The organism is Glycomyces sambucus, assembly GCF_900102815.1.
GTDB lineage: Bacteria > Actinomycetota > Actinomycetes > Mycobacteriales > Micromonosporaceae > Glycomyces > Glycomyces sambucus.
Genome location: NZ_FNGF01000001.1, coordinates 579,443 through 605,495, shown reverse-complemented (window position 1 = coordinate 605,495; position 26,053 = coordinate 579,443). Strand labels below are relative to the sequence as shown.

The 26,053-nt window shown below is 71.6% G+C and carries 22 protein-coding genes and 4 tRNA genes; 17 read left to right on the top strand and 9 right to left on the bottom strand.

Annotated elements, in window-relative coordinates; translation table 11 throughout:
- Positions 1–39 precede the first annotated feature (39 nt).
- On the bottom strand, positions 40–573 hold the full coding sequence (locus tag BLS99_RS02785; protein WP_091043110.1) for an HdeD family acid-resistance protein: 534 nt from the start codon (positions 571–573) through the stop codon (positions 40–42).
- A 140-nt stretch (positions 574–713) separates the two neighbouring features.
- Here BLS99_RS02785 and BLS99_RS02780 point away from each other — a divergent pair, with 140 nt between their 5' ends.
- Positions 714–983 (top strand): hypothetical protein, encoded by a 270-nt coding sequence (locus BLS99_RS02780; RefSeq protein ID WP_091043106.1) that lies wholly within the window; start codon positions 714–716, stop codon positions 981–983.
- Positions 980–1,303 (top strand): type II toxin-antitoxin system PemK/MazF family toxin, encoded by a 324-nt coding sequence (locus tag BLS99_RS02775; protein WP_091043103.1) that lies wholly within the window; start codon positions 980–982, stop codon positions 1,301–1,303. The genes BLS99_RS02780 and BLS99_RS02775 overlap by 4 nt, the downstream gene beginning before the upstream one ends.
- 52 nt (positions 1,304–1,355) lie before the next feature.
- Here BLS99_RS02775 and BLS99_RS02770 read toward each other — a convergent pair whose 3' ends face one another.
- The 4 genes from BLS99_RS02770 to BLS99_RS02755 form a co-directional block, all read right to left on the bottom strand.
- Positions 1,356–3,473: an MMPL family transporter gene (locus tag BLS99_RS02770; RefSeq protein ID WP_091043101.1), complete on the bottom strand. Its 2,118-nt coding sequence runs from the start codon at positions 3,471–3,473 to the stop codon at positions 1,356–1,358.
- A 107-nt stretch (positions 3,474–3,580) separates the two neighbouring features.
- The gene (locus BLS99_RS02765; RefSeq protein ID WP_091043098.1) at positions 3,581–4,252 is read right to left on the bottom strand and encodes a response regulator transcription factor; all 672 of its coding nucleotides are present in this window, start codon (positions 4,250–4,252) and stop codon (positions 3,581–3,583) included.
- The gene (locus BLS99_RS02760; protein WP_143034663.1) at positions 4,249–5,388 is read right to left on the bottom strand and encodes a sensor histidine kinase; all 1,140 of its coding nucleotides are present in this window, start codon (positions 5,386–5,388) and stop codon (positions 4,249–4,251) included. Before BLS99_RS02760 ends, BLS99_RS02765 begins: the two co-directional genes overlap by 4 nt.
- Positions 5,389–5,453: 65 nt before the next feature.
- Positions 5,454–7,796 (bottom strand): Tex family protein, encoded by a 2,343-nt coding sequence (locus BLS99_RS02755; RefSeq protein WP_091043093.1) that lies wholly within the window; start codon positions 7,794–7,796, stop codon positions 5,454–5,456.
- Positions 7,797–7,928: 132 nt separating this feature from the next.
- Here BLS99_RS02755 and BLS99_RS02750 point away from each other — a divergent pair.
- From BLS99_RS02750 to BLS99_RS02710, 9 genes are all read left to right on the top strand, one after another.
- Positions 7,929–8,001: transfer RNA gene (locus BLS99_RS02750), tRNA-Gly, on the top strand.
- A 24-nt stretch (positions 8,002–8,025) separates the two neighbouring features.
- Positions 8,026–8,100 (top strand) — tRNA-Val (locus BLS99_RS02745).
- Between the two features lie 11 nt (positions 8,101–8,111).
- A tRNA-Cys gene (locus tag BLS99_RS02740) sits at positions 8,112–8,185 on the top strand.
- A gap of 506 nt (positions 8,186–8,691) precedes the next feature.
- Positions 8,692–9,342: a DUF624 domain-containing protein gene (locus BLS99_RS02735; protein WP_176953179.1), complete on the top strand. Its 651-nt coding sequence runs from the start codon at positions 8,692–8,694 to the stop codon at positions 9,340–9,342.
- A 57-nt stretch (positions 9,343–9,399) separates the two neighbouring features.
- Positions 9,400–10,926, top strand: coding sequence for an extracellular solute-binding protein (locus BLS99_RS02730; protein ID WP_091043086.1), 1,527 nt, complete (start codon positions 9,400–9,402; stop codon positions 10,924–10,926).
- 75 nt (positions 10,927–11,001) lie between these two features.
- Positions 11,002–11,964, top strand: a complete 963-nt coding sequence (locus BLS99_RS02725; protein ID WP_091043082.1) for an ABC transporter permease — start codon at positions 11,002–11,004, stop codon at positions 11,962–11,964.
- Positions 11,964–12,845: a carbohydrate ABC transporter permease gene (locus tag BLS99_RS02720; protein WP_091043079.1), complete on the top strand. Its 882-nt coding sequence runs from the start codon at positions 11,964–11,966 to the stop codon at positions 12,843–12,845. Before BLS99_RS02725 ends, BLS99_RS02720 begins: the two co-directional genes overlap by 1 nt.
- Positions 12,845–13,549 carry a rhamnogalacturonan acetylesterase gene (locus BLS99_RS02715; RefSeq protein WP_091043076.1) on the top strand — a complete coding sequence of 235 codons (705 nt, stop codon included), beginning with the start codon at positions 12,845–12,847 and terminating at the stop codon, positions 13,547–13,549. Before BLS99_RS02720 ends, BLS99_RS02715 begins: the two co-directional genes overlap by 1 nt.
- Positions 13,550–13,714: 165 nt before the next feature.
- On the top strand, positions 13,715–16,360 hold the full coding sequence (locus BLS99_RS02710; RefSeq protein WP_218126183.1) for an exo-rhamnogalacturonan lyase family protein: 2,646 nt from the start codon (positions 13,715–13,717) through the stop codon (positions 16,358–16,360).
- Between the two features lie 50 nt (positions 16,361–16,410).
- On the opposite strand, the gene BLS99_RS02705 is transcribed toward BLS99_RS02710, so the two are convergent.
- Entirely contained in the window at positions 16,411–16,917 is a 507-nt protein-coding gene (locus tag BLS99_RS02705; protein ID WP_091043072.1) for an Hsp20/alpha crystallin family protein, read from the bottom strand.
- Between the two features lie 226 nt (positions 16,918–17,143).
- Here BLS99_RS02705 and BLS99_RS27270 point away from each other — a divergent pair, with 226 nt between their 5' ends.
- From BLS99_RS27270 to BLS99_RS02690, 3 genes are all read left to right on the top strand, one after another.
- On the top strand, positions 17,144–19,165 hold the full coding sequence (locus BLS99_RS27270) for a TPM domain-containing protein (protein ID WP_143034662.1): 2,022 nt from the start codon (positions 17,144–17,146) through the stop codon (positions 19,163–19,165).
- A 58-nt stretch (positions 19,166–19,223) separates the two neighbouring features.
- Positions 19,224–19,937: a PspA/IM30 family protein gene (locus BLS99_RS02695; protein ID WP_091043065.1), complete on the top strand. Its 714-nt coding sequence runs from the start codon at positions 19,224–19,226 to the stop codon at positions 19,935–19,937.
- 101 nt (positions 19,938–20,038) lie between these two features.
- Positions 20,039–21,016 (top strand): phosphotransferase family protein, encoded by a 978-nt coding sequence (locus tag BLS99_RS02690; protein WP_091043062.1) that lies wholly within the window; start codon positions 20,039–20,041, stop codon positions 21,014–21,016.
- Here the strand turns inward: BLS99_RS02690 and BLS99_RS02685 are convergent.
- The 3 genes from BLS99_RS02685 to BLS99_RS02675 all read right to left on the bottom strand — a co-directional run bounded on the left by BLS99_RS02685 (position 21,013) and on the right by BLS99_RS02675 (position 24,329).
- Positions 21,013–21,525, bottom strand: a complete 513-nt coding sequence (locus BLS99_RS02685; RefSeq protein ID WP_218126182.1) for a DUF4188 domain-containing protein — start codon at positions 21,523–21,525, stop codon at positions 21,013–21,015. The genes BLS99_RS02690 and BLS99_RS02685 overlap by 4 nt on opposite strands.
- Positions 21,526–21,640: 115 nt before the next feature.
- Positions 21,641–24,025, bottom strand: a complete 2,385-nt coding sequence (locus BLS99_RS02680) for a phosphoketolase family protein (RefSeq protein ID WP_091043061.1) — start codon at positions 24,023–24,025, stop codon at positions 21,641–21,643.
- A gap of 61 nt (positions 24,026–24,086) precedes the next feature.
- Positions 24,087–24,329: a hypothetical protein gene (locus BLS99_RS02675; protein ID WP_091043058.1), complete on the bottom strand. Its 243-nt coding sequence runs from the start codon at positions 24,327–24,329 to the stop codon at positions 24,087–24,089.
- A 178-nt stretch (positions 24,330–24,507) separates the two neighbouring features.
- On the opposite strand from BLS99_RS02675, the gene BLS99_RS02670 reads away from it, so the two are divergent.
- From BLS99_RS02670 to BLS99_RS02660, 3 genes are all read left to right on the top strand, one after another.
- Entirely contained in the window at positions 24,508–25,155 is a 648-nt protein-coding gene (locus tag BLS99_RS02670; RefSeq protein ID WP_176953178.1) for a GNAT family N-acetyltransferase, read from the top strand.
- 40 nt (positions 25,156–25,195) lie between these two features.
- Positions 25,196–25,855 (top strand): GNAT family N-acetyltransferase, encoded by a 660-nt coding sequence (locus BLS99_RS02665; RefSeq protein WP_091043054.1) that lies wholly within the window; start codon positions 25,196–25,198, stop codon positions 25,853–25,855.
- A gap of 87 nt (positions 25,856–25,942) precedes the next feature.
- Positions 25,943–26,015: transfer RNA gene (locus BLS99_RS02660), tRNA-Gly, on the top strand.
- The last annotated feature ends 38 nt before the right edge of the window (positions 26,016–26,053 follow it).

The following is a 26,053-nucleotide window of genomic DNA, read 5'->3' as shown; positions in this document are numbered from 1 at the left end:
CTGCCGTCTTCTCTCCACCCGCATCGCAGGTGAACGCCGCTAGACCTCTTTGGAGAGGCGGCGCAGCCGCACGCTCGTGATGACGGTGAGCAGGCCCCAGACGATCGCGAAGAACCCGATGGTGACCACGAGCGCGATGGCGCCTTCGCCGGGCTTGACGAGCAGCAGGATGCCGAGGACGACCGCGGCGATGCCGGAGAGGAGGAACAGCCAGCGGCCGCCCGCGTCCCCGGTGAGGCCGAAGCCGTTCACGATCGAGCCGATGCCGGTGACGATGGCCCAGAACGCGATGACGTACAGCAGCGCGAGCGCGGAGATGCCCGGCCAGATGAGCGCGATGAGGCCGGCGACGACGCCGAGGACGCCCATGAAGATGAGGAAGCCGCGGCCGGTGCTCCGCCGCATGCCCATGGCGATCGCGGTGATGCCGTCGACGACGGCGTACGCGCCGAACAGGATCACGAGCGCGATGAGCGTGATCCCGGGCCAGAACACGGCCAGGACCCCGAACACGATCGTGAAGATCCCGCGCACCAGGACCCAGGCCCAGTTCTTGGCGAGCAGTTCCAGCATCGCAATCACCCCGTTCCACCTGTGAAAACGCCTTGATTCCCGACGCTAGTCCGATCCGGGACCCCCGGTGCCGCTTCCGTGGAAACGGGCGGCGCGGGGCGATCCAGGCTCGCGTTCAACAATTGTTGTACACTGGGGGGATGGCGATAGGTTTCCGTCCCACGGATGACGACGAGCGGATCATCCAGGGCTTCAAGCGCGAAGGCGAGAGCACTTCGGACGTGCTCCGGCGCGGGCTGCGCAGCCTCGAACGGCTCGCGTGGGAGGAGGAGGCCCGCGCCGACATGGCCCGGCTCGCCCTCGAAGACCTCTCCGGCGAGCCCGACGAGTGGGAGTACGACGAGCACGGCGACGTCCGCGTCGTCGGCACCGACATCGTCGTCCCGGCCCGGAAGGACCGCGAGCGGTGATCCGCGGTGCGGTCTACCCAGTCGACCTCGGCGAGGCCAAGCGCGGGCACGAGCAGCGGGGCCGGCGCCTGGGCCTGGTGCTCAGCGCGCACCAGGAGCGCTGGAGCACCGTGACCGTGGTCCCGACCTCCACGAGCGCGCAGGCGTCCGCGTTCCGTCCCGAAGCGACCGTGGCGGGCCGCCCCACGCGGCTGCTCGTCGACCAGATGCGGACCGTGGACACCCGCTACGTGGTGGGCGACCTCGTGGACTTCCTCAACCGCGAGGACATGGAGCAGATCGAGTACGCCGTGGTCCGCTACCTGGGCCTCATGGGCTGAGACGCGCGCAAGGGCCCCGGCGCATCGCGCCGGGGCCCTGCTGTTTCCTGGTTCAGACCTTGGCGGGTGCCCGGGTCGGTTCGGGGTCGGGTTCGACGGTGACGTGGGGGAGGGCCCGGTCGAGCCACTTGGGCATCCACCAGGCGGCGCGGCCCATGACCTTCATGATCGCCGGGACCAGGAGGACCCGGATGACGAAGGCGTCGATGAAGATCGCGGCGGCCATGCCGACGCCGAACTGCTGGAGCAGGCGCGACTCGCTGAAGGCGAACGCGCCGAACACGGCGATCATGATCGCGGCCGCGGCGGTGACGACCCCGCCGGTGGAGGCCAGGCCCTTGCGCACCGCCTCGGTGGCGTCGCCGGTCCGCACCCACTCCTCCCGCATGCGGGACATGAGGAACACCTCGTAGTCCATCGACAGCCCGAAGATGATCGCGAACGACATGACCGGCACGAACGCCTCGATCGGGCCGGGCTCGGCGCCGAGCGCCCCGTTCTGGAACATCCACGTCACCAGGCCCAGGCTCGCGCCGATGGTGAGCAGGTTGAGGATCGCGGCCTTGACGGGGATGAGGATCGACCGGAACACCACCATGAGCAGCAGCATCGACAGGCCCACCACGAGGACGAGGAACAGCGGCGCCCGCTGCTCGATGATGTCGCTGAAGTCGATCGCGGCGGCGGTCGCGCCGCCCACGAGCTGGTCGCCCGGGGCGTCGTCGAGGACGTCGCCGCGCAGTTCGTGCACGAGGTCCACGGTGGCCTCGTCGCTGGGGCCGCCGGTGCCGACCACCGTGGACATCCACAGGCCGTCGCCGATCGGGAACGCGGGGGAGACGGAGTCGACGCTGTCGAGGCCGTCGATCGCCTCGTACGCGGCCCGCGCCTCGGCCTCGGTGCCGTCGGTGACGACCATGAGCGGGCCGTTGTAGCCCGGCCCGAAGCCCTCGGAGAGCATGTCGTAGGCGCGGCGGCTCTGGAGCTCCTCGGACTCGGTGCCCGCGTCGGCGAAACCGAGCCGGATGCCCGTCAGCGGCGCCGACAGCGCCACCAGGCCCACCGTCACCAGGACGATCGCGAGCCACGCCCGCTTCTCGACCAGCCGCGACCACGCGTTCCAGCGCCGCCCGGGCACGCCCTTGGCCTTCGCCGCATGCTTGCGCACCCGCCGCTCGATCCGCTTGCCGAACAGCGCGAGCAGCGCCGGCAGCAGCGTCACCGACGCGGCCATCGTCACCAGCACCACGAGCGCCACCGCGATCGAGACCGATTGCAGCGCACCGAGGCCGAGCGCGTACAGGCCGATGAGCGCCACGATGACCACGGACCCGGCGAACAGGACGGACCGGCCCGCGGTGTCGAGGGCGGTCGCCGCCGCGTCTCGGCGGGTCGCGCCGCCCAGCAGCTCGGAGCGGAACCGCGCGAAGATGAGGAGCGCGTAGTCGACGCCCACGCCGAGGCCCACGAGGAACAGGATCGGCGTCAGGTACGTCGGCAGCGTCGTCACGTGGGACACGAGCTGCGCCAGGCAGAACGTGGTGCCCACCGCGAACACCGCGGTGATGAGCGGCAGGCTCGCGGCCAGGAACGACCCGAACATGAGCACCAGGATCACCAGTGCCGCGAGGATCCCGACGCCCTCGGCGGCACCGCCGCCGCCCTCCTCTGCCTCGCGGACCGGGTCGCCGCCGAGCGCGACGTCGAGGCCGTCCCCGCTCGCGTCCTCGGCCAGCGGCAGCAGCCCGGCGGCCTGCTCGGTGGTCCCGTCGAACACGGCGGTCGCGACCCCGACGGTGCCGTCCCCGCTGATCGCGCCGGGCTCGGTGAACGGGTCGGAGACGTCGCCGACGCCGGGCATCGCGGCGATCTCGGCGAGCAGTGCCGCGACGCGGTCCTGCTCGGCCGCGACCGAATCCGCGGCGAACACGACGTCCACGGTCACCCGGTCCGCGTCGGGGGCGCGGTCGGCGAGGAGGTCGGACAGCTCCTGGGACTCGGTCCCGGGCATCGAGTACTCGTCGTCGAACGCGGAGCCGATCGCGGCGGCGGCCCCGATCGAGCCGGCGAACACGAGCACCCACAGCAGGAGTGCGACGAGGGGCCGGCGCTGGGTCCGGTCGGACAGGCGCGCCATGCGCGAGCGGGCGGGGGCGAGGTCTGGTTCCATACCGGCGACTCTCCCGAAGTCCCCGCCCGGGCGCATCGGCCCGGCAGCGGCTTTCGCGCTACGCCCCCGGGATCACGCCGGGGCCGGGCCGTACCTCCCCGGTCGCATCACTGCCCGTCGGTCCAGGTCGGCCGGACCAGCCCGGCCTCGTACGCGGTCACCACCAGCTGCGCCCGGTCCCGCGCGGCCAGCTTCGACATGATGCGGCTGACGTGCGTCTTCGCGGTCGCGGGGGACAGGAACAGCGCCCCGGCGATCTCGTCGTTGCTCATGCCCGTCGCCACGAGCTTGAGGACCTCGGTCTCGCGCTCGGTCAGCGCGCCGAGCCGCGAGCTCGGTTCGGGCCGCGCGACCCGCCCGGCGAACTCGGCGATGAGCCGCCGCGTCACCTTCGGCGAGATGAGCGCCTCCCCGGCCGCGACCACCCGGATCGCGTGGATGAGCTCGTCGGGGTCGGTGTCCTTGACGAGGAACCCGCTCGCCCCGGCCCGCAGGGCCCGGTACACGTAGTCGTCCTCGTCGAACGTGGTCAGGATGACGACCTTGACGCCGTCGAGCTTCGGGTCGCGCCCGATCCGCTCGGTGGCCTCCAGGCCGTCCATGCGCGGCATCCGGATGTCCATGAGCACCACGTCGGGGCGCCTGCTGCGCACCAGCTCCAGCGCGTCGGCGCCGTCGCCCGCCTCGCCGACCAGCTCGATGTCCTCCTCGTCGCCGAGGATCGACGCGAACCCGGCCCGCACCAGCCGCTGGTCGTCGACGAGCATCACCCGGATCACTTCGGCACCTCCATCGGCCACGCGGCCTCCACGGTGAAGCCGCCGTCCTCGCGCGGCCCCGCGTTGAAGGTACCGCCGAGCCCTTCGGCCCGCTCGCGCATCCCCGTGAGCCCGTTCCCCTCCGCATTGGCGCCCTTGGCATCGCCGACGCCGTCGTCGGTCACCGCGACCGCCAGCGTCGTGGTCCCGATGACGACCTTCACCCGCACCCGCGAGGCCCGCGCGTGCCGCAGCACGTTCGTCAGCGCCTCCTGCACCACCCGGTACGCGGCCGCGTCGACGGCCACCGGCAGCTCCGCGTGCCCGTCGACCCGCAGCTCCACCTCCAGGCCGGACGCCCGCGCCGCGTCCACGAGGGACGGCAGCTGGTCGAGGCTCGGCCCCGGCCCGGTCGGCGAGTCCGCCCCGGCCTCGCGCAGCACCCCGACCATCGCCCGCAGCTCCCGCAGCGACTGCCGGCTCGTCTCCGCGACCACCTCCAGCACGCCCTCGGCCCGGTACTCGGGGTCCTTGCGGAGCTTCCGGAGCGCGGCCGCGGTCTGCACGTTGATGAGCGAGAGGTGGTGCCCGACCGCGTCGTGCAGCTCCCGGGCGATCCTGATCCGCTCCTCGGCCACGCTGCGCCGCTGCGCCTCCGCGAGCGCCACCCGCGTCTCCGCCCGGTAGCGCCGGTAGTGCGCGACCACGGCGCCGATCGCGGGGACGGCGACGATCCAGCCGCCGAGCATGATCGTCTCGCTCTGCGATATGTGCGCGAAGTTCGCGATCACCTCGGAGACCACGATGATGGCGAACGTGCTCGCCGCGATCACCGACGCCGCGACCAGCCGCCCCATCGCCGCGAGCGTGTACAGGGAGATCACGAACGCCGACATCATCGGCCCGTCCGTGGACGACGCCGGGTAGTACACGAGCGTCGCCGCCAGGATCACCAGTGTGACCGCGAGCGGGAACGCCGAGCGGAAGAACAGCGCCACGATCGAGACGGCCATCATGATCCAGCCGAGGTCCTCGTTCAGCCCCTGCACGTCCCGCATCCGCAGCTCCCACTGCACGAGCGTCCAGGAGATGACCACGACCGCGTTGACCGACCCCACGACGAGGTCCATCGGCCGGAACAGGGAACTGAGCTTCACGTCCACAGCGTAGGCGGCGCGCCCGGCCGGTGCCGGGCGCGCCGCCGCGTCACAGGGTTACGAGGTCACTTGGTGAGCCCGGCGCGGCGCAGCGCCTCGGCCATCGCGCTCTGCGGCGCGGCCTGCTGGCCGCCCTTCTGGCGCGGCTGCTGGCGCCCGCCGCCCTTGCCGCCCTTCCGGTCCTGGCCGCCGCCGCCCTGGCGGCGCTGGCCTTGGCCCTGGCCGCCACCGGACTCCGGCTCGTCGTCGAGGCGCATGGTCAGCGAGATCCGCTGCCGGGCGAGGTCGACGGACACGACCTTGACCTTGACCACGTCGCCGGGCTTGACGATCTCGCGCGGGTCCTCGACGTACCGGTTGGCGAGCGCCGAGATGTGCACGAGGCCGTCCTGGTGCACGCCGATGTCGACGAACGCGCCGAACGCGGCGACGTTCGTCACCGCCCCTTCGAGGAGCATCCCGGGCTTGAGGTCGCCGACCTTCTCGACGCCCTCCTTGAACGCGGCGGCCTTGAACTCCGGCCGCGGGTCGCGCCCGGGCTTCTCCAGCTCGGCGAGGATGTCGGTGACGGTGGGCACGCCGAAGCGGTCGTCGGCGAAGTCGCCGGGCCGGAGCCCCCGCAGGGTCTTCGCGTCGCCGACGATCCCGGCGACGGTGGCGCCGGTGGCCGCGATGATCCGCTCGACCACCGGGTACGCCTCGGGGTGCACGGAGGAGACGTCGAGCGGGTTGTCCCCGCCCGGCACCCGCAGGAACCCGGCGGCCTGCTCGAACGCCTTGGGGCCCAAGCGGGGCACGCTCAGCAGCGCCTTGCGGTCGGGGAAGCGCCCGTGCTCGTCGCGGTAGGCCACGATGTTCCCGGCCACCGACTCGCTCAGGCCCGACACCTGCGACAGCAGCGGCACCGAGGCCGTGTTCAGGTCGACGCCGACGGCGTTCACGGCGTCCTCGACGACCGCTTCGAGCGAGCGCGTGAGCTTGGCCTCGGTGAGGTCATGCTGGTACTGGCCGACGCCGATGTGCTTGGGCTCGATCTTGACGAGCTCGGCGAGCGGGTCCTGGAGGCGCCGGGCGATCGAGACGGCGCCGCGCAGCGACACGTCCATGCCCGGGAGCTCCTTGGAGGCGTAGGCCGACGCCGAGTAGATCGAGGCGCCGGCCTCGGAGACGACGATCTTGGAGATCTCGGCCACGCCCGCGAACGCCTTGACGAGGTCGGTCGCGAGCCGGTCGGTCTCGCGCGAGGCGGTGCCGTTGCCGATGGCGATGAGCTGCACGCCGTGCTTCTTGACCAGGGCCCCGAGGACGGCGAGCGCGTCGTCCCAGCGGTTCTGCGGCTGGTGCGGGTAGATCGCGGTGGTGTCGAGGACCTTGCCGGTGGCGTCGACCACGGCTACCTTGACGCCGGTCCGGTAGCCCGGGTCCAGGCCCATGACGGCCTTCGGTCCGGCCGGGGCCGCGAGCAGCAGGTCCTTCAGGTTCGCGGCGAAGACCCGGACGGCCTCGTCCTCGGCCTGCTGCCACAGGCGCATCCGCAGGTCCACGCCGAGCTTGACGAGGATGCGGGTGCGCCAGGCCCACGAGACGGTCTTGGCGAGCCACGCGTCGGCGGGCCGGCCCTCGTCCCTGATCCGGAACTTCGCGGCGATGACGCCTTCGCAGTCGGCGCCCTCGACCTCGGTCTCGCCCGGTTCCAGCGACAGCGAGAGCGCCTCCTCCTTCTCGCCGCGGAAGAGCGCGAGCACCCGGTGGGAGGGGAGCGTGGTGAAGGTCTCGGCGAAGTCGAAGTAGTCCGAGAACTTCGCGCCCTTCTCCTCGGCCCCGTCGCGGACCTTCGCGACGACCCTGCCCTTGTGCCACATGCGTTCGCGCAGGTCGCCGATGAGGTCGGCGTCCTCGGAGAAGCGCTCGGTGAGGATCGCGCGGGCCCCGGCGAGCGCGGCGGCCGCGTCGGCCACCTCCTGCTCCGGGTTCAGGAACGCCGCGGCAGCGGTCTCCGGGTCCTGTGAGGGATCACTCAGCAGGAGTTCGGCGAGCGGTTCCAGGCCCGCCTCGCGGGCGATCTGGGCCTTGGTGCGGCGCTTGACCTTGAAGGGCGCGTACAGGTCTTCGAGGCGGGCCTTCGTGTCGGCGGCGTCGATCTGCGCGGCCAGCGCGTCGGTGAGCTTGCCCTGCTCGGCGATCGATTCGAGCACCGCCTTGCGCCGGGCCTCCAGCTCCCGCAGGTACCCCAGGCGCTCTTCGAGGGAGCGGAGCTGCTCGTCATCGAGGCCCCCGGTGGCCTCCTTGCGGTACCGGGCGATGAACGGGACGGTGGAGCCGTCGTCGAGGAGCGCGACGGCCGAGCGGACTTGGTGGGCGCCGACCGAGAGTTCTTCGGCGATGCGTTGATCGATAGCTTGAGCCACGGGAGGATTCTGCCAGAGCGCTGCGACAACGCGGTCCGAAGCCGGAAGCCCCGACCCCCCGGTGGACGCTTCCCACGGCGTTGGGTAAAGTTCTATCCCGTCGCCAGGGAATGCGAAATACCTGGAAGACATGCGGACGTAGCGCAGTTGGTAGCGCGACACCTTGCCAAGGTGTAGGTCGCCGGTTCGATCCCGGTCGTCCGCTCGGAGCTCGAAAGAGCGCTATCCCGGACGATTAGCTCAGCGGGAGAGCACTCCCCTGACACGGGAGAGGTCACTGGTTCAATCCCAGTATCGTCCACCACGCTTTATCGCGGTGGGTTGTCCGAGTGGTTAGGTAACGGCCTGCAAAGCCGTGCACACGGGTTCGAATCCCGTACCCACCTCCACGCATTCTCGAATACAGGCCGCATAGGTTGCTATGCGGCCTTGTTTCGTTCCCTGGCAATTCCCCTTGAATGAATCAGCGCGGCGGCCGCATTCGCCTCCGCCTTCCGGCACGGTCCCATCCAGTGGTCTGCCCCATCCAGTGGTCCGCCCGTCTCGGTTGAACCGATTCAATGACGCGGCCATCGACCTGCTTCGAAGCCATGCCGTCCCTTGAGGACTCCTGACCTGGTGCTCTGCTGCACTGCAACGACAATCGCGTCAGTCCGCGATGGACTCCGGCTCACCGCCGCTCGCGTGCCGCATTCGTCCGATTACTCCCTGGTCATGGGCCCCTGACATCGCCTCGCGTCCCGTGTTGACGGGAGGGTGATCGTTAACTATTGTGTCAATCACGTTTGAATCCTTTCAAAACTGTTGGACCCTCGCGCCGCCCTCCGGCGGCACCCCTTTCGGGCGAACCTGCGACGGCCGCCCGAGCGCATCGATGGAGATGTGGAGCACGCGCATGACGACACTGGACACCCCTCGCGGTCCGGCGGCGCCCGAGCGGACGGCCCGCGACGGCTCGCGGACCGAGCGCTGGTACGGCCGCCTCGACGCCATAGCGTTCGTCGGCGCGCTCAACCTCCTCGTGATCGCCTTCACCCTGGCGGGCGGGATCGTCCTCGGCTGGGCCCCCGCGCTCGCGGCCGCCGCCGCGTGCAGCCGGACCCGCCTGCGCGGCGACACGCAGCGCCTCGTGCGCGAATTCGCCTCCCGGTGGCGGCGCCGCTTCGTCCACGCCAACCTCCTCGCGGCGCCCTCCGCGGTCGCGCTCGCCCTCCTGGGCTGGAACCTCGCCGCCGCCGAGACCCGCTGGCTCCAGGCCGCCCTCGCCGCGGCCGGCGCGGTCTGCCTCGCGCACCTGCTCATCGCGGTGGCCATGGACGCCCACTACGACCTGCGCCGCGGCCGGTGCCTGCGCCTGTCCTGGGCGTTCCTCACCAGGTTCCCCGGCGCGCCGCTCCTCCTCATCGCCACCACCGCGCTCGTCGCGGCCGTCACGGGACTCGTGCCCGGGCTGGCGCCGGTGCTCTCGATCGGCGTGTGGATCCACCTGTGCACCGCGCTGTGCCTCTCCTTCTTCGCCGCCAACGACCGGAACCTCCCGGCCTGACCTCCGCTGCCGGCGCCGGCGGACCGACCACCGAAATCCCCTTCCGAAAGGACCCCCATGTTCGAAAGCAAGCGCATACCCCTGGCGCTGGCCGCCGCGGCGAGCCTCGCACTGACCGCCGCGTGCTCCGACGGCGGCGAAGGCTCCGGCGAGCCGCTGGAGTCGCTGACCATCATGGCGCCCTTCTTCTCCGCGGTCCCGCCGGAGGAGGACGACCCGATCGACGAGGCGCTCAGCGAACTCGCCGGACTCGACCTCAGCGTCCAGTGGGTCCCCAACACCGACTACGGCAGCAAGACCAACACGGTCCTCGCCGGGGACGACATCCCCGACGTCATGGTCATCCAGGGCAAGGACCAGTCCTTCGTCCAGACCGCCGAGGCCGGCGGCTTCTGGGACCTCACCGACCACCTCGCCTCCGGCGACTACCCGAACCTCGTCACCGAGAACGCGCAGGTCCAGGAGGCGTCCAGCGTCAACGGCAAGGTCTACGGCGTCTACCGGGCGCGCGACGTCATCCGCACCAGCGTGATCCTGCGCCAGGACTGGCTCGACAACCTCGGCCTGGCCGCGCCCGAGACCACCGCCGACCTCGCCGAGATCGCCCGCGCCTTCACCGAGGACGACCCCGACGGCAACGGCCAGGACGACACCTACGGCCTCATCAACCCGGCCTGGAGCGGCATCGGCAACGGCAGCCCCTACGACGCCATCGAGACCTGGTACGGCGCCGGCAACCTGTGGCGCGACGAGGGCGGCGAACTCGCCCCCGCGTTCACCTCCGACGAATGGCTCCAGGCGCTCCAGTACGAGCGCGACCTGGTCTCGGGCGGCTACGTCAACCCCGACTACGCCACCATGGACCCGGCCACCTGGAACGAGCCCTTCCTCAACGGCAAGGGCGGCATCATCATCGACGTGCAGTCCCGCGCGGTCGAGCTCGCCAAGCTGTTCAAGGAGCAGGACCCCGAGACCTACGACCGGTACGTCGCGCTGGTCGGCCAGCTCGACGGCCCGAACGGCACCTACGCGCTGCCGACCGCCGGGTACTCCGGGTTCCTCGCGATCCCGCGCTCGGGCGTCCAGAACGAGGACCAGCTCGAGCAGGTGCTCACCGCGCTCAACGAGCTGAACACCACCGAGGCGCAGAACCTCATGAACCACGGCATCGAAGGGGACAACTACTCGGTCGTCGACGGCGAGGCCGTCTTCGACCCCGCGAAGCAGGACTTCACCGACCAGGTCACGGGCGCCTGGGCGCAGCTCGGCACCAACCTCGCCGGGTACAACGCCTACCCGATCCAGCAGGAGACCGAGTTCGACCAGGCGCTCAACCAGCTCCGGCTCGACCTCCAGGCCGAGGACGTCGCCAACGCGGTCTACAACCCGGCGGCCGCGCTCGTGTCCCCGACCTACACCACCAGCGGGGCCCAGCTCGACACGATCATCGCCGACGCCCGCATCCAGTACATCGCCGGGCAGATCGACGACGCCGGACTCCAGGCGGCCATCGAGACGTGGCGGTCCAGCGGCGGCGACCAGGTCGTCGAGGAGATGAACGACCTGTACGCCGACCTGAACTGACCCGCGCGGGGCCGGCCCCACCGCGGCCGGCCCCGCCCCTGGCCCCCACCCCTCAAGCCCCCCAAGGAGACTGCGATGACGACCGCACTCGCGGCCGACCCCGAGCCCCCGCGCCCGCGGCCCCGCTCGCGCCCGCAGCGCCTGCGCCGCGACGCGGTGCGCTACCGCTGGCTGCTCCTGCTCATGCTCCCCGGCGCCCTCTACTTCGCGCTGTTCCGCTTCTGGCCCATGTACGGGGCCCGGATCGCGTTCAAGAACTACATCCCCTTCCTCGGCATCGACGGCAGCGAATGGGTCGGCCTCGACCACTTCCAGGCGTTCCTGTCCAACCCCGACTTCACCCGGCTCCTCGCGAACACGCTCATCGTGGCCGCCCTCAGCCTGTTCATCGCCTTCCCGCTCACCATCGTGCTCGCGCTGCTGCTCAACGAACTGCGGCTCCAGATCCTCAAGCGCACGGTGCAGACCCTCGTCTACATCCCGCACTTCCTGTCGTGGACCGTCGTCGTCTCGATCACCGCGCTGCTCTTCGCGATCGGCACCGGCCCCCTGTGGACGTTCCTCTCCGACCTGTTCGGCACCGACGCGAACATGCTCGCCGACCCCGACTGGTTCCGCCCGCTCATCCTCATGCAGATGGTCTGGAAGGACACCGGCTGGGGCACGATCATCTTCCTCGCGGCCCTCGCCGGGGTCGACCAGGAGCAGTACGAGGCCGCGGTCATCGACGGGGCCGGGCGCTGGCAGCGGGTCCGGAACATCACCATCCCCTCGATCATGCCCACGATCGTGGTCCTGCTCATCCTCCACACCGGACAGATCCTGAACACCGGCTTCGAGCAGATCTACCTGATGTCGAACTCGCTCAACCGGACCGTGGCCGACGTGTTCGACACGTACGTCTACTTCGCCGGCATCGAGCAGGGCGCCTACAGCTACTCCACGGCCGTCGGCCTGTTCAAGGCCCTCGTCGGCCTCGTGCTCATCTTCGGCACCAACTGGCTCGCCAAGCGCTTCAACCAGCAGGGGATCTTCTGATGTCCACCTCCCACCAGCGGTTCAACACCCGCGCGGGCCGCGCGTTCGACGTCCTCAACGTCGCGCTCCTCACCGGGGTAGGCCTGCTCGCGATCCTGCCGTTCCTGTACGTCCTCGCCGGGTCCTTCGCCACCGAACTGGAGATCACCACCCGGCCGTTCTTCCTGTGGCCCGAGGAGATCACCACGAGCTCGTACCGCTCGATCCTGTCCTCGGACGTGTTCGTGCGGGCCTTCGCCACCACCGTCGTCGTCACCTTCGTCGGCACGCTCGTCCAGCTCGGCCTGACCGCGCTCATGGCGTACCCGCTCGCGAAGGCCGACCTCCCCGGGCGCCGCACCGTGCTCGCCCTGGTCGTCTTCACGATGGTCTTCAGCGCCGGCATGATCCCGACCTTCCTCGTGGTCAAGGACCTCGGCCTGCTCGACACCTACTGGGCGCTCATCCTGCCCATGGCGATCAACCCGTTCAGCCTCATCATCATCAAGAACTTCTTCCAGCAGCTCCCGCCGGAGCTGGAGGAGTCCGCGAAGATCGACGGCGCCAACGAGCTCCAGGTGCTCCGCCACGTGGTCCTGCCGCTGTCCAAGCCCGTACTCGCCACGTTCGCGCTGTTCTACGCCGTCGGCATCTGGAACGACTACCTCTCGCCGCTCCTCTACCTCAGCGACACCAGCAAGTGGACGCTCCAGATGATCCTGCGGCAGGTCACCGCCGCCGCCTCGCTCTCGGCGGACGAGATGGCGACCGACGTGCCGCCGCCCGCCCAGGGCATCAAGTTCGCGGTGGTCGTCATCGCGACCATCCCGGTGCTCCTGGCGTACCCGTTCCTCCAGAAGCACTTCGCGAAGGGCATGCTCATCGGGAGTGTGAAGGGCTGATGACGATCCACCTCGCCGGCGACTCCACCGTCGCCCCCACCGACGGGGGCGCCACCGCGGGCCGCCCCGACCTGCCGCTCCTGGGCTGGGGCGACGAACTGCGCCGGTTCACCGCCGAAGCCGTAGCCAACCGCGCGGTCGGCGGCGCCACCACCCGGTCGTTCCGCGACGAGGGCCACTGGGACCGCATCGCCGCCGAGCTGCGACCCGGCGACACCGTCGTGATCCAGTTCGGGCACAACGACCAGAAGGAGCCCGTGGACCTCGCCGCCGCGGGCGGCTACCGCGACCGCCTCGCCGTGTACACCGCCGAGACCCGCGCCGCCGGGGCGCGCCCGGTCCTCGCCACGAGCGTCGAGCGCCGCCTCTTCGACGACGAAGGGGCCCTGCGGTACTCGCACGGACCCTACCCGGACGCCGTACGCGCGCTCAGCCGCGAACTCGACGTGCCGGTCATCGACCTCAACGCCTTCACCCGCTGGCTCTACACGTACCTCGGCGAGGCCGGCTCGGCCGCGCTGTTCGTCCACGGCGCCGCCGCCGCGCGCGGCATCCTGGTCGACGCGGCCCTCGCGAACGACAACACCCACTACACGACCGCGGGCGCCGCGGCCGTCGCCCGCTTTGTGGCCGAACGGCTCGACGCGATCCGCGGCGTCGGCGCCGACCTCGCGCCCCTCGGCAAGTGGACCTTGCAGCCGTGACCGCCTACCGCCCCACGTCGTCAAACGCGGCCCGGAGGGGTCGTTCGAAGTCGACGGCCTCACCCGCTTCACGTTCCATGGCCCGCTCGGCTTGGGCCGCATCGAATGCCGCCAGACGTTCCCGCTCGTCTCCCACTACCGCGACCCCGAGGTGACCGCGCTGCCATGACCACCACGCCGAACACGAATCCCGTCGACGTCCCCCTGCGCTGGCTCGACGACGCCCTGCCCGACCTCGCGCTGGCGGGCGTCACCTGCGGCGTCCCGTTCACACCGGGCACCGTGACCGACCCCGCCGACCTGGCGGTCCTCGACGCCTCCGGCGCGCCCGTGCCCGCCCAGACCTGGCGCCTCGCCGCCTGGCCCGACGGCAGCGTCAAGTGGGCCGGGGTCGCCCTCGGCGCGAGCGAACCCGCCGACGGCTACCGGGTCGTGCGCGGCACCGGCCCGGCCCCCGCGACCCGCGTCCGCGTCACCGAGCACCCCGACACCGTGGAAGTCGACACCGGCGCGGCCCGCATCGTCCTGTCCCGCAACGGCACCGACCTCGTCCGCTCGATCCTCGTCGGCGGTGCCGAGGTCGCCTCCTCCGGCCGCCTCGTCTCCAGCCGCCAGGACCGCCCCGAACCCGACGTCCCCGGCCGCGTCCACGCCGCCGGGCACGTCCGCGGCTGCGAGGTCGAGCAGGTCGGCCCCCTGCGCGCCGTCGTGCGCGTCACCGGCGTCCACATCGAACCGGACGGCCGAGAATGGCTGCCGTTCACCGTGCGCCTCGTGTTCGCCGCCGGAGCCGCGACCTTCCGGGTCGTCCACTCCTTCGTCTGGGACGGCGACCCCGACCGCGACTTCCTCTCCTCCCTCGGCCTGCGGTTCACCGTGCCCCTGCGCGCGGCCCCGCACGACCGCCACGTCCGCATCGCGGGCGCCGAGGGCGGGTTCCTCCGCGAAGCCGTGCGCGGCCTCACCGGCCTGCGCCGCGACCCCGGCGCCGAAGTCCGCGCCGCGCAGCTCGACGGCCGCCCCACTCCCGATCCCTCCACATGGGACCGCGACGTGGCACGCCTCTCCCGCTGGGTCCCCACCTGGTCCGACTACACCCTGCGCCAGCCCAACGCCAACGGCTTCGCCATCCGCAAGCGCACCGCCCCCGGCAGACCATGGATCGACGTCGCGCAGGGCACCCGCGCCGACGGCCTCGCCTACCTCGGCGACACCGGAGGCGGACTCGCCGTGGGGCTGTCCGGGTTCTGGCAGTCCCACCCCACCGGCCTCGACGTGCGCGGCGCCGACTCGGACGCCGCCACCCTCACCACCTGGCTCTGGTCGCCCGACGCCGAACCCATGGACCTGCGCTTCTACCACGACGGCCTCGGCCAGGAGGACTACGCCGACCAGCTCGACGCCCTCGAGATCACCTACGAGGACTACGAACCCGGCTTCGGCACCGCCCACGGCATCGGCCGCACCCACGAGCTCACCGTCACCCCCTTCGCCGCCACCCCGCCCGTCGCCGAACTCGCCCGCATCGCCCGCGGCACGGCCCTGCGCCCCCAGCTCGCCCCCGCACCCGAGGCCCTGCACGCGGCCCGCGTCCTCGGCGACTGGGACCTGCCCGACCGCACCGACCCGCGCCGCGCCGCCCTGGAGGACCGCCTCGACTTCCTCCTCGACTTCTACGCGGGCCAGGTCGACCAGCGCTCCTGGTGCGGGTTCTGGAACTACGGCGACGTCATGCACGCCTACGACGCCGACCGCCACACCTGGCGCTACGACGTCGGCGGCTACGCGTGGGACAACTCCGAGCTCTCCCCGGACCTGTGGCTGTGGACCTCGTTCCTGCGCACCGGCCGCGCCGACGCCTACCGCCTCGCCGAGCGCATGACCCGCCACACCGGCGACGTCGACGTCTACCACGCCGGACCCTGGCAGGGCCTGGGCACCAGGCACAACGTGCAGCACTGGGGGTGCAGCGCCAAGCAGGTGCGCATCTCCACGCCCGCGTACCGCCGCGCCCACTACTTCCTCACCGGCGACGAGCACACCCGCGACCTCATGCTGGAGCTGCGCGACTCCGACGCCGCGTTCCTCGCCCTCGACCCGACGCGCAAGGTCCGCGCCGACGCGGCCACCTACCGGCCCGAGCGCCGCGCGCTCGCCGTCGGCCTCGGCACCGACTGGAGCGCGCTGGCCGCGACCTGGCTGGCGGACTGGGAGATCACCGGCAGCGAGCGCTCCCGCGACCGTCTGGTCGGGACCATGCGCGACATCGGGGCGCTCCCCAAGGGCTTCTTCACCGGCGAGGCCCTGTACGACCTCGACACCGGCCGGTTCGACACCGCGCGCGACCGCGTCTCGGTCTCCCACCTCTCGGCCGTGTTCGGCCTCGTCGAGGTGTGCAGCGAGCTCGTGTCGCTCATCGACGCCGGGCTCGTGGACGCCCCCGGGTTCCGCGACGCCTGGTTGGCGTACTGCCGCCTCTACCTCGCCGATCCCGAGGTCCAGCGCGCGGAGCTGGGTGTGGCGCCCGACGGCGTCCACCTGGAGCAGGCGCACTCGCGCCTGACCGCGTACGCGGCGGACCGGCTCGGCGACGACGCGCTGGCCGACCGGGCCTGGCGCGCGTACTTCGCGGGCGGCGAGTTCATGGGGGAGGACGCCTTCCGGGCCGTGCGCATCCTGCCTCCGGAGGTGCTGTCCCCGGTGGACGAGGCGCGCACGCTGTCCACCAACGACGCCGCCCAGTGCGGCCTCGCCACGATCCAGAACCTCGCCCTCATCGGCATGCGCCTCGGGACCCCCGAAGCGGAGTGAGGGCGCGCGAAGGGCCCCGGAGTGATCCGGGGCCCTTCGCGGTACTCGATCTACTTGTGCTCGGTCTCGGCGTCCTCGGCCTTCGCCTCGGCCTCGGCCTCGATCTCGGGCGCGGCGCCCTTGACGGCGATCCGCACGGCCTCGGGGGCGGGCTTGACCGCCGCCGCGACCCGCACGGTCAGGATGCCGTCGGCGACCTCGGCGCTGACCTGCTCGGCCGTGGTGCCCGCCGGGAGTGTGAACTCGCGGGAGAACGAACCGGACGAGAGTCCGCGCACGAGGTAGCGGTCGCCGTCGGCGGCCTCGCGGGCCTCGCGCTCGGCCGTGATGGAGAGGCGTCGGCCTTCGAGCTCGACCGTCACGTCCTCGGCGCTGACGCCCGGGACGGCGGCGCGGACGACCAGGTCCTCGCCCTCGGTGTAGACGTCGGCGCGCAGCGTGGACTGCACGGCGGTCCGGCCGAAGCCGAGGCGCACCAGGCGCTCGAACTCGCGGTTGGCGAAGGCGCGGTCGAACTGCCGGAACGCCGCATAGGGGTGCTGGTAGCGCACGATCATGGTGGTCTCCTTAGTCCTCTGCGTTAGCACTCTCGGGTGTTGAGTGCTAACGAATCTAAAGACGCCCGCGCGGGTCCGAATATTTCAGCCGTGACCGGCGTCACCGACCGTTCCGGGTCCCGCCGGCCCCGCCCGGGACCCGAGGAGTTCTTCAGAAAGCGCCCGACCTGCGACGACGCGCTCCTAGACTGACTTCGTTTCCGACCGAACGGGGGTGCGGTCCGCGATGAACCGAATCGGCAGCACGGCCAGGCGGGCCGCCGCGGCGCTGACGGCGGCGGCCCTCGCCGTCCTCCTCCAGCCGGCCGCAGCGCAAGCGGTCGCGCCGATCATGCTCTCGGGCAGCGTCACCGACCAGGTCGACGCCCTCGGCGACCGCGCCGGCGAGGTCCAGGACGCCGTCGACGACCTCGAATCCGCCACCGGCATCGGCCTGTACGTCGCCTACATCGACAGCTTCGACTCCTACGGCCCCCAGACCTGGGCCGACACCAGCGCCGTCGACTCCGGACTCGGCTCCGACGACATCCTCCTCGCGATCGCCACCGGCGACCGCCGCTACACCTGGTCGGTGGACGCCGCGTTCCCGCTCACCGACACCCAGCTCAACGAGGTCGCCTCCGACCTCATCGCGCCGCGGCTCCAGGACGGGGACTGGGCCCAGGCCGCCATCGACGCCGCCGCCGGATACCGGGCCGCCTACGAGGGCGACGACGTCGCCGGGGCCGGATCGGGCTCCGGCGTCAGCGTCATGGGCGTCGTCCTGTGCCTCCTCGTCGTCGCCGCGATCGTGGTCGCCGCCGTCCTCTGGATGCGCCGCCGCAAGCACCCTCCCGCCGCCGGAGCCGGCGGCAAGGGCGGACCTCCCGTGGACGCGCGCTCCACCGAGGACCTCAACAGCGAGGCCAACCGGCTCCTGGTCGAGACCGACGACGCCCTCCGCACCAGCGAGCAGGAACTCGGCTTCGCCGTCGCCGAGTTCGGCGACGAGGCCACCGGGAAGTTCACCGCGACCCTCCAGACCGCCAAAGAGCAGCTCTCCGAGTCGTTCCGCACCAGGCAGCTCCTCGACGACGACGAGCCCGAGACCGAGGACGAGCGCCGCCGCATGCTCGCCGGCATCATCGACCGCCTCACCAAGGCCAACGACGACCTCGACGCCGTCGCCGACGACTTCGACGCCCTCCGCGACCTCGGCAAGCGCGCCCCCGAGGCCATCGCCGCCCTCAAACAGCGCGCGGCCGGCATCGACCTCGACGCCGCCCGCACCGCGCTGGCCGCCATGGCGACCGCGTACCCCGCCTCCGCCACCGAGACCGTCCGCGGGTTCCCCGACACCGCCGCCGACCGCCTCCGCTTCGCCGAGGAGCACCTCGCCGAGGCCGACCGGGCCGCGGCCGCCGACGACGGCTCCAAGGCCGCCGTCCTCCTGCGCGCCGCCGAGGAGGCCGTCGGCCAGGCCGAGCAGATGGCCGGCGCGGTCGTGCGCCGCGGCGGCGAACTCGACCAGGCCGCCGCCCAGCTCCCCGGCGTCCTCGCCGAGGCCGAGCAGGACGCCGCCGACGCCGACCGCCTCGCCGCCGCGCAGGGCGGCCAGGCCGTCGCCGCGAAGGCCGCGAACCTGCGGGCCGTCATCGCCGAGGTCAAGGCCCAGACCGGGCAGGTGGACCCCCTCGCCGCCACCGGCCGGGTGGAGCAGGCGTCGCTCGACCTCGAACAGGAGGTCCGCATCCTCCAAGGGGCCGTGCAGAACGCGCAGAAGGCCAAGGCCCAGCTCCAGCAGATGCTCCTGTCCGCGCAGAGCACCGCCGCGGCCGTCGAGGACTACGTGACCACCAACCGCGGCGCCGTCGGCCCCGAGGCCCGCACCCGCCTCAACGAGGCGAAGCAGCAGCTCGCGCAGGCCCGCGCCCTCGCCGACACCGACCCGGTGCAGGCGCTCGCGCTGGCGCAGCGGGCCGACCAGCTCGCGAACGCCGCGTCGCAGCTCGCCCAGCAGGACGTGCAGGGCTACCTCGCCCCTTCCAACCCGAACAAGGGCTCCATGGGCGGCGGTGGCGGCGGCAACGCCGGCGCGATGCTCGGCGGCATCCTGCTCGGCCAGATCCTCGGCGGGGGCGGCGGCAGCCGCGGCCCGGGAGGCTTCGGCGGCGGCGGCGGGTTCGGCGGCGGCGGGGGCCGCCGCGGGCCCGGGTCGTTCGGCGGCTCGGGCACCCGCGGGAGGCGAGGGGGTGGGGGCCGGTTCTGAATCCCGGGGCGCAGCCCTCTGACCCTAATCGCACCGATCTCGAAACAGGAGTGGACCAATGTCGAAGAAGCAGTCGATCTTCGGGCGCATCTCGCAACTCGTCAAGGCGAACATCAACGACGCCATCGACAACGCCGAGGACCCCGCCAAGATGCTCGCCCAGATCGAGCGGGACTACAAGAACAGCATCGTGGACGCCGAGAACGCCATCGCCGAGACCATCGGGAACCTGCGCCTGATGGAGGAGGACTACGCCGGCGACCAGAAGGCCGCCGAGGAGTGGGGCGTCAAGGCCAAGAACGCGAGCCAGAAGGCCGACCAGCTCCGCGCCTCCGGCAGCACCGACGAGGCCGACAAGTTCGACAACCTCGCGAAGGTCGCCCTCGGCAAGCAGATCGCCGTCGAGAAGGAGATGTCCGACGAGGCGCCGCTCATCAAGAGCCAGCAGGAGGTCGTCGACAAGCTCAAGACCGGCCTGGGCCAGATGAAGGACAAGCTCAACGAGCTCCAGGCGAAGCGCTCCAGCCTCGCCGCGCGCGCCAAGACCGCCGAGGCGCAGCAGAAGGTCAACGACGCGATCGGCAGCATCGACGTCATGGACCCGCTCAGCGAGGTCAGCCGCTTCGAGGACAAGGTGCGGCGCGAGGAGGCGAAGGTCCGCGGACACCAGGAGCTGGCGATGTCCTCGCTCGACAGCCAGTTCGAGGCCCTGAACGACGTCAGCGACGACGCCGACGTCGAGGCCCGCCTCGCGGCGCTCAAGGCGGGCTGAACGACCGCGCGAGCACGGCCCCGGAGCGCTGCGCTCCGGGGCCGTCCGCATGCGGCGGGAACGCTCTTGCGCCCGCGGCGCCGCGCCGCGAGAATGGCGCCATGTCCGAAGTCGCCATCCGCCCCCGCCTCGACCGCGCCGACGTCGAGTCCCTGGTCCGCGCCGCCCTCGGCGCCGACCTCGAGTTCACCGCGCACGAGGAGTTCAAGGACGGCTTCTTTAACGCCGCCCACGCCCTCGCGATCGCCGACGGCCGCCGCGTGGTCGTCAAGGTCGCCCCCGACAGGGACCTGAAGCTCCTGCGCTACGAGGTCGACCTCATGGCCACCGAGATCGAGTGCTTCGAGCGCGGCATCGCGGCGGGCGTGCCCATGCCGCGGCTGTGGCACGCCGACCCCGAGGGCGGCGTCATCATCATCGACCGCCTCGACGGCGTCCCGCTCCCGAAGGCCCGCGAGGAGATCCCTGCCGACCAGCTCCTGCTGCTGCGCAAGGAGATCGGCGCCGCGAGCGCGGGCTACGCGACCGTCACCGGCACGCACTTCGGCTACCCGCGCGCGAGCGGGCGCACCAGGGCCGACACCTGGTCGGCCGCGTTCACGGCGATGGTCGACGACGTCCTCGACGACATCGAGGAGCAGGGCACCGCCCTCCCGCGCCCGGTCGCGGCCGTCCGGGCCCTGGTCCGCGCGGAGCACGCGCTGCTCGACGAGGTGCAGCGGCCCGCGCTCGTCCACTTCGACCTGTGGGACGGCAACATCTTCGTCAGGCGCGAGGGCGACGGCTGGGCCCTGGAGGCGTTCATCGACGGCGAGCGCGCCTTCTACGGCGACCCGATCGCCGAGCTCGTGTCGCTCCAGATGATCCCGGAGGAGGAGTTCCCGGCGGTCGTGGACGGGTTCCTGGGCCGGCCGATGACCGCGGGGGAGGAGCGGCGGCTCGCGCTCTACCGCACGTACATCATGCTCATCCTGGTGGCGGAGTGCAAGGTGCGCGGGTTCGACGCCGAGCAGGAGGCGAACCAGACCAAGTGGGCCACCGAGACGCTGGAGCGGGACTTCACGGCGTTCGGGATCTAGGCCCCGTCGGGTACGGCCCCGCGGTGGTGGTCGTGCCCGTGGTGGCCGTGCCCGTGGTCGTCCGGGTCGGTGCGCGCGGCCTCCTTCTCCTTGGTGGCGCGCGCGAGTCCGAAGGGCGGCATGTTGAAGTACGAGGTCTCGAACGCCCCCGCGGGCACCTGGTACAGCTCGTGCCACAGGCCCACGTCGCCGTTGTCCTTGACGCTCTGGTTGAACCACTTCCAGAACCCGCGGTGCAGGCGCTCCTGGGAGTGCGCGTACTCCTCCAGGTGGTCGCCGCTGCGCCAGTACTGGACGACCATGACCACCCGCCCGCTCAAGGCGAACCGGGAGTCGAGCAGCCCCAGCTCCGGGTCGGAGGCCAGCTCCCGCAGGATCCTCCGCAGCGCCACCAGGACCGGCACCCACTTCCCGACCTTCCACAGCCGGTTGATCCGGATGCCGCCGGTGAACACCACGACGGCCTCGCCGTAGTCCACTACGACGCGTCCGGGCCTGACCTTCGCCACGTGAGGACCTCCAGGGGGTGAGCGGGTGAGCCTCCCCTAAGAGGTTAACGAAGCGTGTTCGCGGAGTGTCAAGCGGTTGCAGCTGCGCCTTCAGTCACTTGTGTTGCACGGCAAGCTAACCCGGCCAGCTCCAGTCGGCCACCTCGGGCAGGTCCTCGCCGTGCGTGCGGGTGTGCTCGCGGGCGGCGTGGCGGGCGTCGACCATGCGCTGGCGCAGCCCGGCCGCGTTGGGGCCCAGGCCCGGGACGCGGTCGATGACGTCCATGACCAGCCGGAACCGGTCGAGGTCGTTGAGCATCACCATGTCGAAGGGCGTGGTCGTGGTGCCCTCCTCCTTGTAGCCGCGCACGTGGATGTTGTCGTGGTTGGTGCGCCGGTAGGTGAGGCGGTGGATGAGCGTCGGGTAGCCGTGGAACGCGAACAGCACCGGCCGGTCGGCGGTGAACACGGTGTCGAACTCGCGGTCGCCGAGCCCGTGCGGGTGCTCGCTCTCGGGCTGGAGCCGCATCAGGTCGACCACGTTCACCACCCGGACCTTCAGCTCGGGCAGGTGGGTGCGCAGGAGGTCGGCCGCGGCCAGGACCTCCAGTGTGGGCACGTCGCCGGCGCAGGCGAGGACCACGTCGGGCTCCTCGCCGCCGTCGGTGGAGGCCCACTCCCAGATCCCCAGGCCCCGTTCGCAGTGGCGCACCGCCTCGTCCATGCTCGTGTACTGGAGCGCGGGCTGCTTCCCGGCGACGACCACGTTCACGTACTGGCGGCTGCGCAGGCAGTGGTCCATCGTGGACAGCAGGGTGTTCGCGTCCGGCGGCAGGTAGACCCGCACGATGTCGGCTTTCTTGTTCATCACGTGGTCGATGAACCCCGGGTCCTGGTGCGAGAAGCCGTTGTGGTCCTGGCGCCACACGTGGCTCGACAGGAGGTAGTTCAGCGACGCGACCGGGCGCCGCCACGGGATGCCCCTGGAGGAGTCGAGCCACTTCGCGTGCTGGTTGAACATCGAGTCGACGATGTGGATGAACGCCTCGTAGCTGGTGAACAGGCCGTGCCTGCCGGTGAGCAGGTACCCCTCCAGCCAGCCCTCGCACAGGTGCTCCGACAGGACCTCCATGACCCGCCCGTGCGGGGCCTGGTGCTCGTCGGTCGGCAGGATCTCCGCCTGCCACTGCCGGTCGGTGGTCTCGAAGACCGCGCCGAGCCGGTTCGACTCGACCTCGTCGGGTCCGAAGAGCCGGAACCGGTCCGGGTTCGCGGCCATGACGTCGCGCAGCCACGTGCCCAGCGTCCGGGTCGCCTCGCCCGTCGTCGACCCGTGGCCCTCGACCTCCACCCCGTAGTCCCGGTAGTCCGGCAGGACCAGGTCGCGCAGCACCAGGCCGCCGTTCGCGTGCGGGTTCGCGCTCATCCGCGCCCCGCCCTCCGGCGGCATCCCCAGCAGCTCCGGGACCGGCGCGCCCGTGGCGTCGAACAGCTCCTCCGGCCGGTACGAGCGCATCCACTCCTCAAGCATCGCAAGGTGGTCCGCGTTCGTGCGGACCCCCGACAGCGGCACCTGGTGCGCCCGCCACGTGCCCTCCACCGGATTGCCGTCCACATCGGACGGGCCCGTCCAGCCCTTCGGCGTGCGCAGCACGATCATCGGCCAGCGCGGCCGCACCGGCGCCCCGTTCGCCGCCGCCCGCGCCTCCGCCCGGATCTCCGCGATCCGGTCGAAGCACGCGTCCATCGCCCCCGCCAGCGCCTGGTGCACCTCCGCCGGGTCGTCCCCGTCCACCAGGACCGGGTCGTACCCGCAGCCGCGGAAGAAGCTCGCGCGGTCCTCGTCCGAGATCCGCGCGAAGATCGTCTGGTTCGCGATCTTGTACCCGTTCAAGTGCAGGATCGGCAGCACCGTGCCGTCGGAGACCGGGTTCAGGAACACGTTCGAGAACCACGACCCCGCCATCGGCCCCGTCTCGGCCTCGCCGTCGCCGACCACGCACGCCACCGTCAGCCCCGGATTGTCGAACGCCGCCCCGTACGCGTGCGACAGCGCGTACCCCAGCTCGCCGCCCTCGTGGATCGACCCGGGCACCTCCGCCGCGACATGCGAGGGGATGCCGCCGGGGAACGAGAACTGGCGGAACAGCCGCCGCATCCCCTCCTCCGAGTGGTTCACCGACGGGTACAGCTCCGGATACGTGCCCTCCAGCCACGTGTTCGCGACCATCGCCGGACCGCCGTGCCCCGGCCCGCACACGTAGATCACGTCCATCCCGCGGGCCTTGATGCAGCGGTTCAGGTGCGCGTAGATCAGGCTCAGGCCGGGGCTCGTGCCCCAGTGGCCCAGCAGGCGCGGCTTGATGTGCTCCGGTCGCAGCGGCTCGCGGAGCAGGGGGTTGTCGAGCAGGTAGATCTGCCCGACCGTCAGGTAGTTCGCGGCCCGCCAGTAGGCGTCGACGCCCGCCAGCTCCTCGTCCGAGAGCGGCGCGCGGGAGTGCTCGGTCTTCGCGGTGTCCATGCGTCAGAGCGTGCCCCATCGGGCGCGGATTGACCGCGATTCGAAAGAATTCTTCGCGCGCCTACTCCGCGGCCCGCTGCCGCTCCAGCGACGCCAGCCGCGACTTGATCTCGATGAGCGACGCCTGGATCTCCGTCGCGTCCACGCTCGCCTTCTCCGCCAGCTCCCGGTAGTGCGCCTCCCGCGCCGCCGCCGCCCGCGCCTTCGACGCCGTGGCCGCGAAATGGAACCCCGCGATGATGATCGCCGTGACGAGCAGGAACATCCCGAAGACGAACAGCATCCCCGACTGGCCCATGTTCATGCCGCGCCTCCCGCTCCTCCGACCGTCCCCGGAAGTCTAGGCGGCCCCGCGAGCCGATGACCGATTGCCGTCCCGACTCACGACCTCCCGACCCGCGACGACGTCCTCGCGACGCCCGGCCGCGACCCGCCCGCCCGACCGCGCCCGCATGTCCGACCGTTCGGGCACAATCGCACGCATGCTCGCCGACTACCTGCCGATCTACCGCATCCGCGTGCGCACCGCGCGCCTCGAACTGCGCCTGCCCGACACCGACGACCTCGCCGCGCTCGCCGACCAGGCCGCCGCCGGCGTGCACGGCCCCGACTTCCAGCCCTTCAAGAACGCCTGGACCGAGGCGGACCCGCTCGCGCGCGGGCGCACCGCGATCCTCTGGAACCTCAACCTCATCGCCGCCGTCACCCCCGACCGCTGGTGCCTGCCCTTCGTCGCCGTCCACGACGGCCGCGTCATCGGCAAGCAGGACCTCGCCGGAAAGCGGTACGCCGTCACCCGCGAGGCCACCACCTCCTCCTGGCTCGGCCAGGCCCACCACGGCAAGGGCCTCGGCACCGAGATGCGCGCCGCCGTCCTCGCCCTCCTCTTCGACGGACTCGGCGCCGACTACGCCCTCAGCGACTGCCTCGACGGCAACGGCCCCTCCGAAGCCGTCTCCCGCAAGCTCGGCTACCGCCCCGACGGCATCGACCACCAGGTCTACAACGGCGAACGCGTCACCAGCCTGCGCTGGCGCCTCACCCGCGACGACTGGGAGGCCCACCGCACCCACGAGGCCGCCGTCGACGGCCTCGACGACGACGCCCGCGCCATGCTCGGCCTCGCGTAACTCGATTGCGGCCCGCCGCACCGCTCAGGACAATCGGTGCATGCTCACCGACTACCTCCCGGTCTACCGCATCCGGCTCCGCACCGCGCGCCTCGAACTGCGCCTGCCCGACATGGACGACCTGGTCGCCCTCGCCGACCGGGCCGCCGAAGGCGTCCACACGCCCGACTTCATGCCATTCGTCGAACCCTGGACCGAGGCCGCACCGCTCGAACGCGGCCGGGCCACCATCCAGTGGCAGATGAAGGCCGTCGCCGGGTCGACCCCCGAGGACTGGGCGCTGCCCTTCGTCACCGTCCACGAAGGCAAGGTCATCGGCATGCAGGAGGTCACCGCGAAGCGGTTCGGGGTCACGCGGGAGGCCACCACCGGCTCCTGGCTCGGCCTCGCCCACCACGGGCAGGGCTTCGGGACCGAGATGCGCGCCGCCGTGCTGGCGTTCCTCTTCGAGGGCCTGGGCGCCGACTACGCGCTCAGCGCCTCGTTCGACGGGAACGAGCCCTCGGCCGGGGTCTCGCGGAGACTGGGGTACCTCGCCGACGGCGTCGACCACAAGGTCCTGCGCGACCAGCGGCGGCTCGACCGGCGCTGGCGGCTCGACCGCGAGCGCTGGGAGGCGCATCGGCGGCACGAGGTCGCGATCGAAGGGCTCGACGAGGAGGCCCGCGCGGCGCTCGGCCTGGGCGCGCCGCAGGCGTGATCTAAGCCCCAATCGGCACCAAGGCCCCATGAAGTCCGGTTGAACGGTGCGCTACAGTATGGTCGTTCGCAGGTCACCCTGCGAGATGCGGACGTAGCGCAGTTGGTAGCGCGACACCTTGCCAAGGTGTAGGTCGCCGGTTCGATCCCGGTCGTCCGCTCAGGAACAGCAAGAAGCCCGGCGAGATCGCCGGGCTTT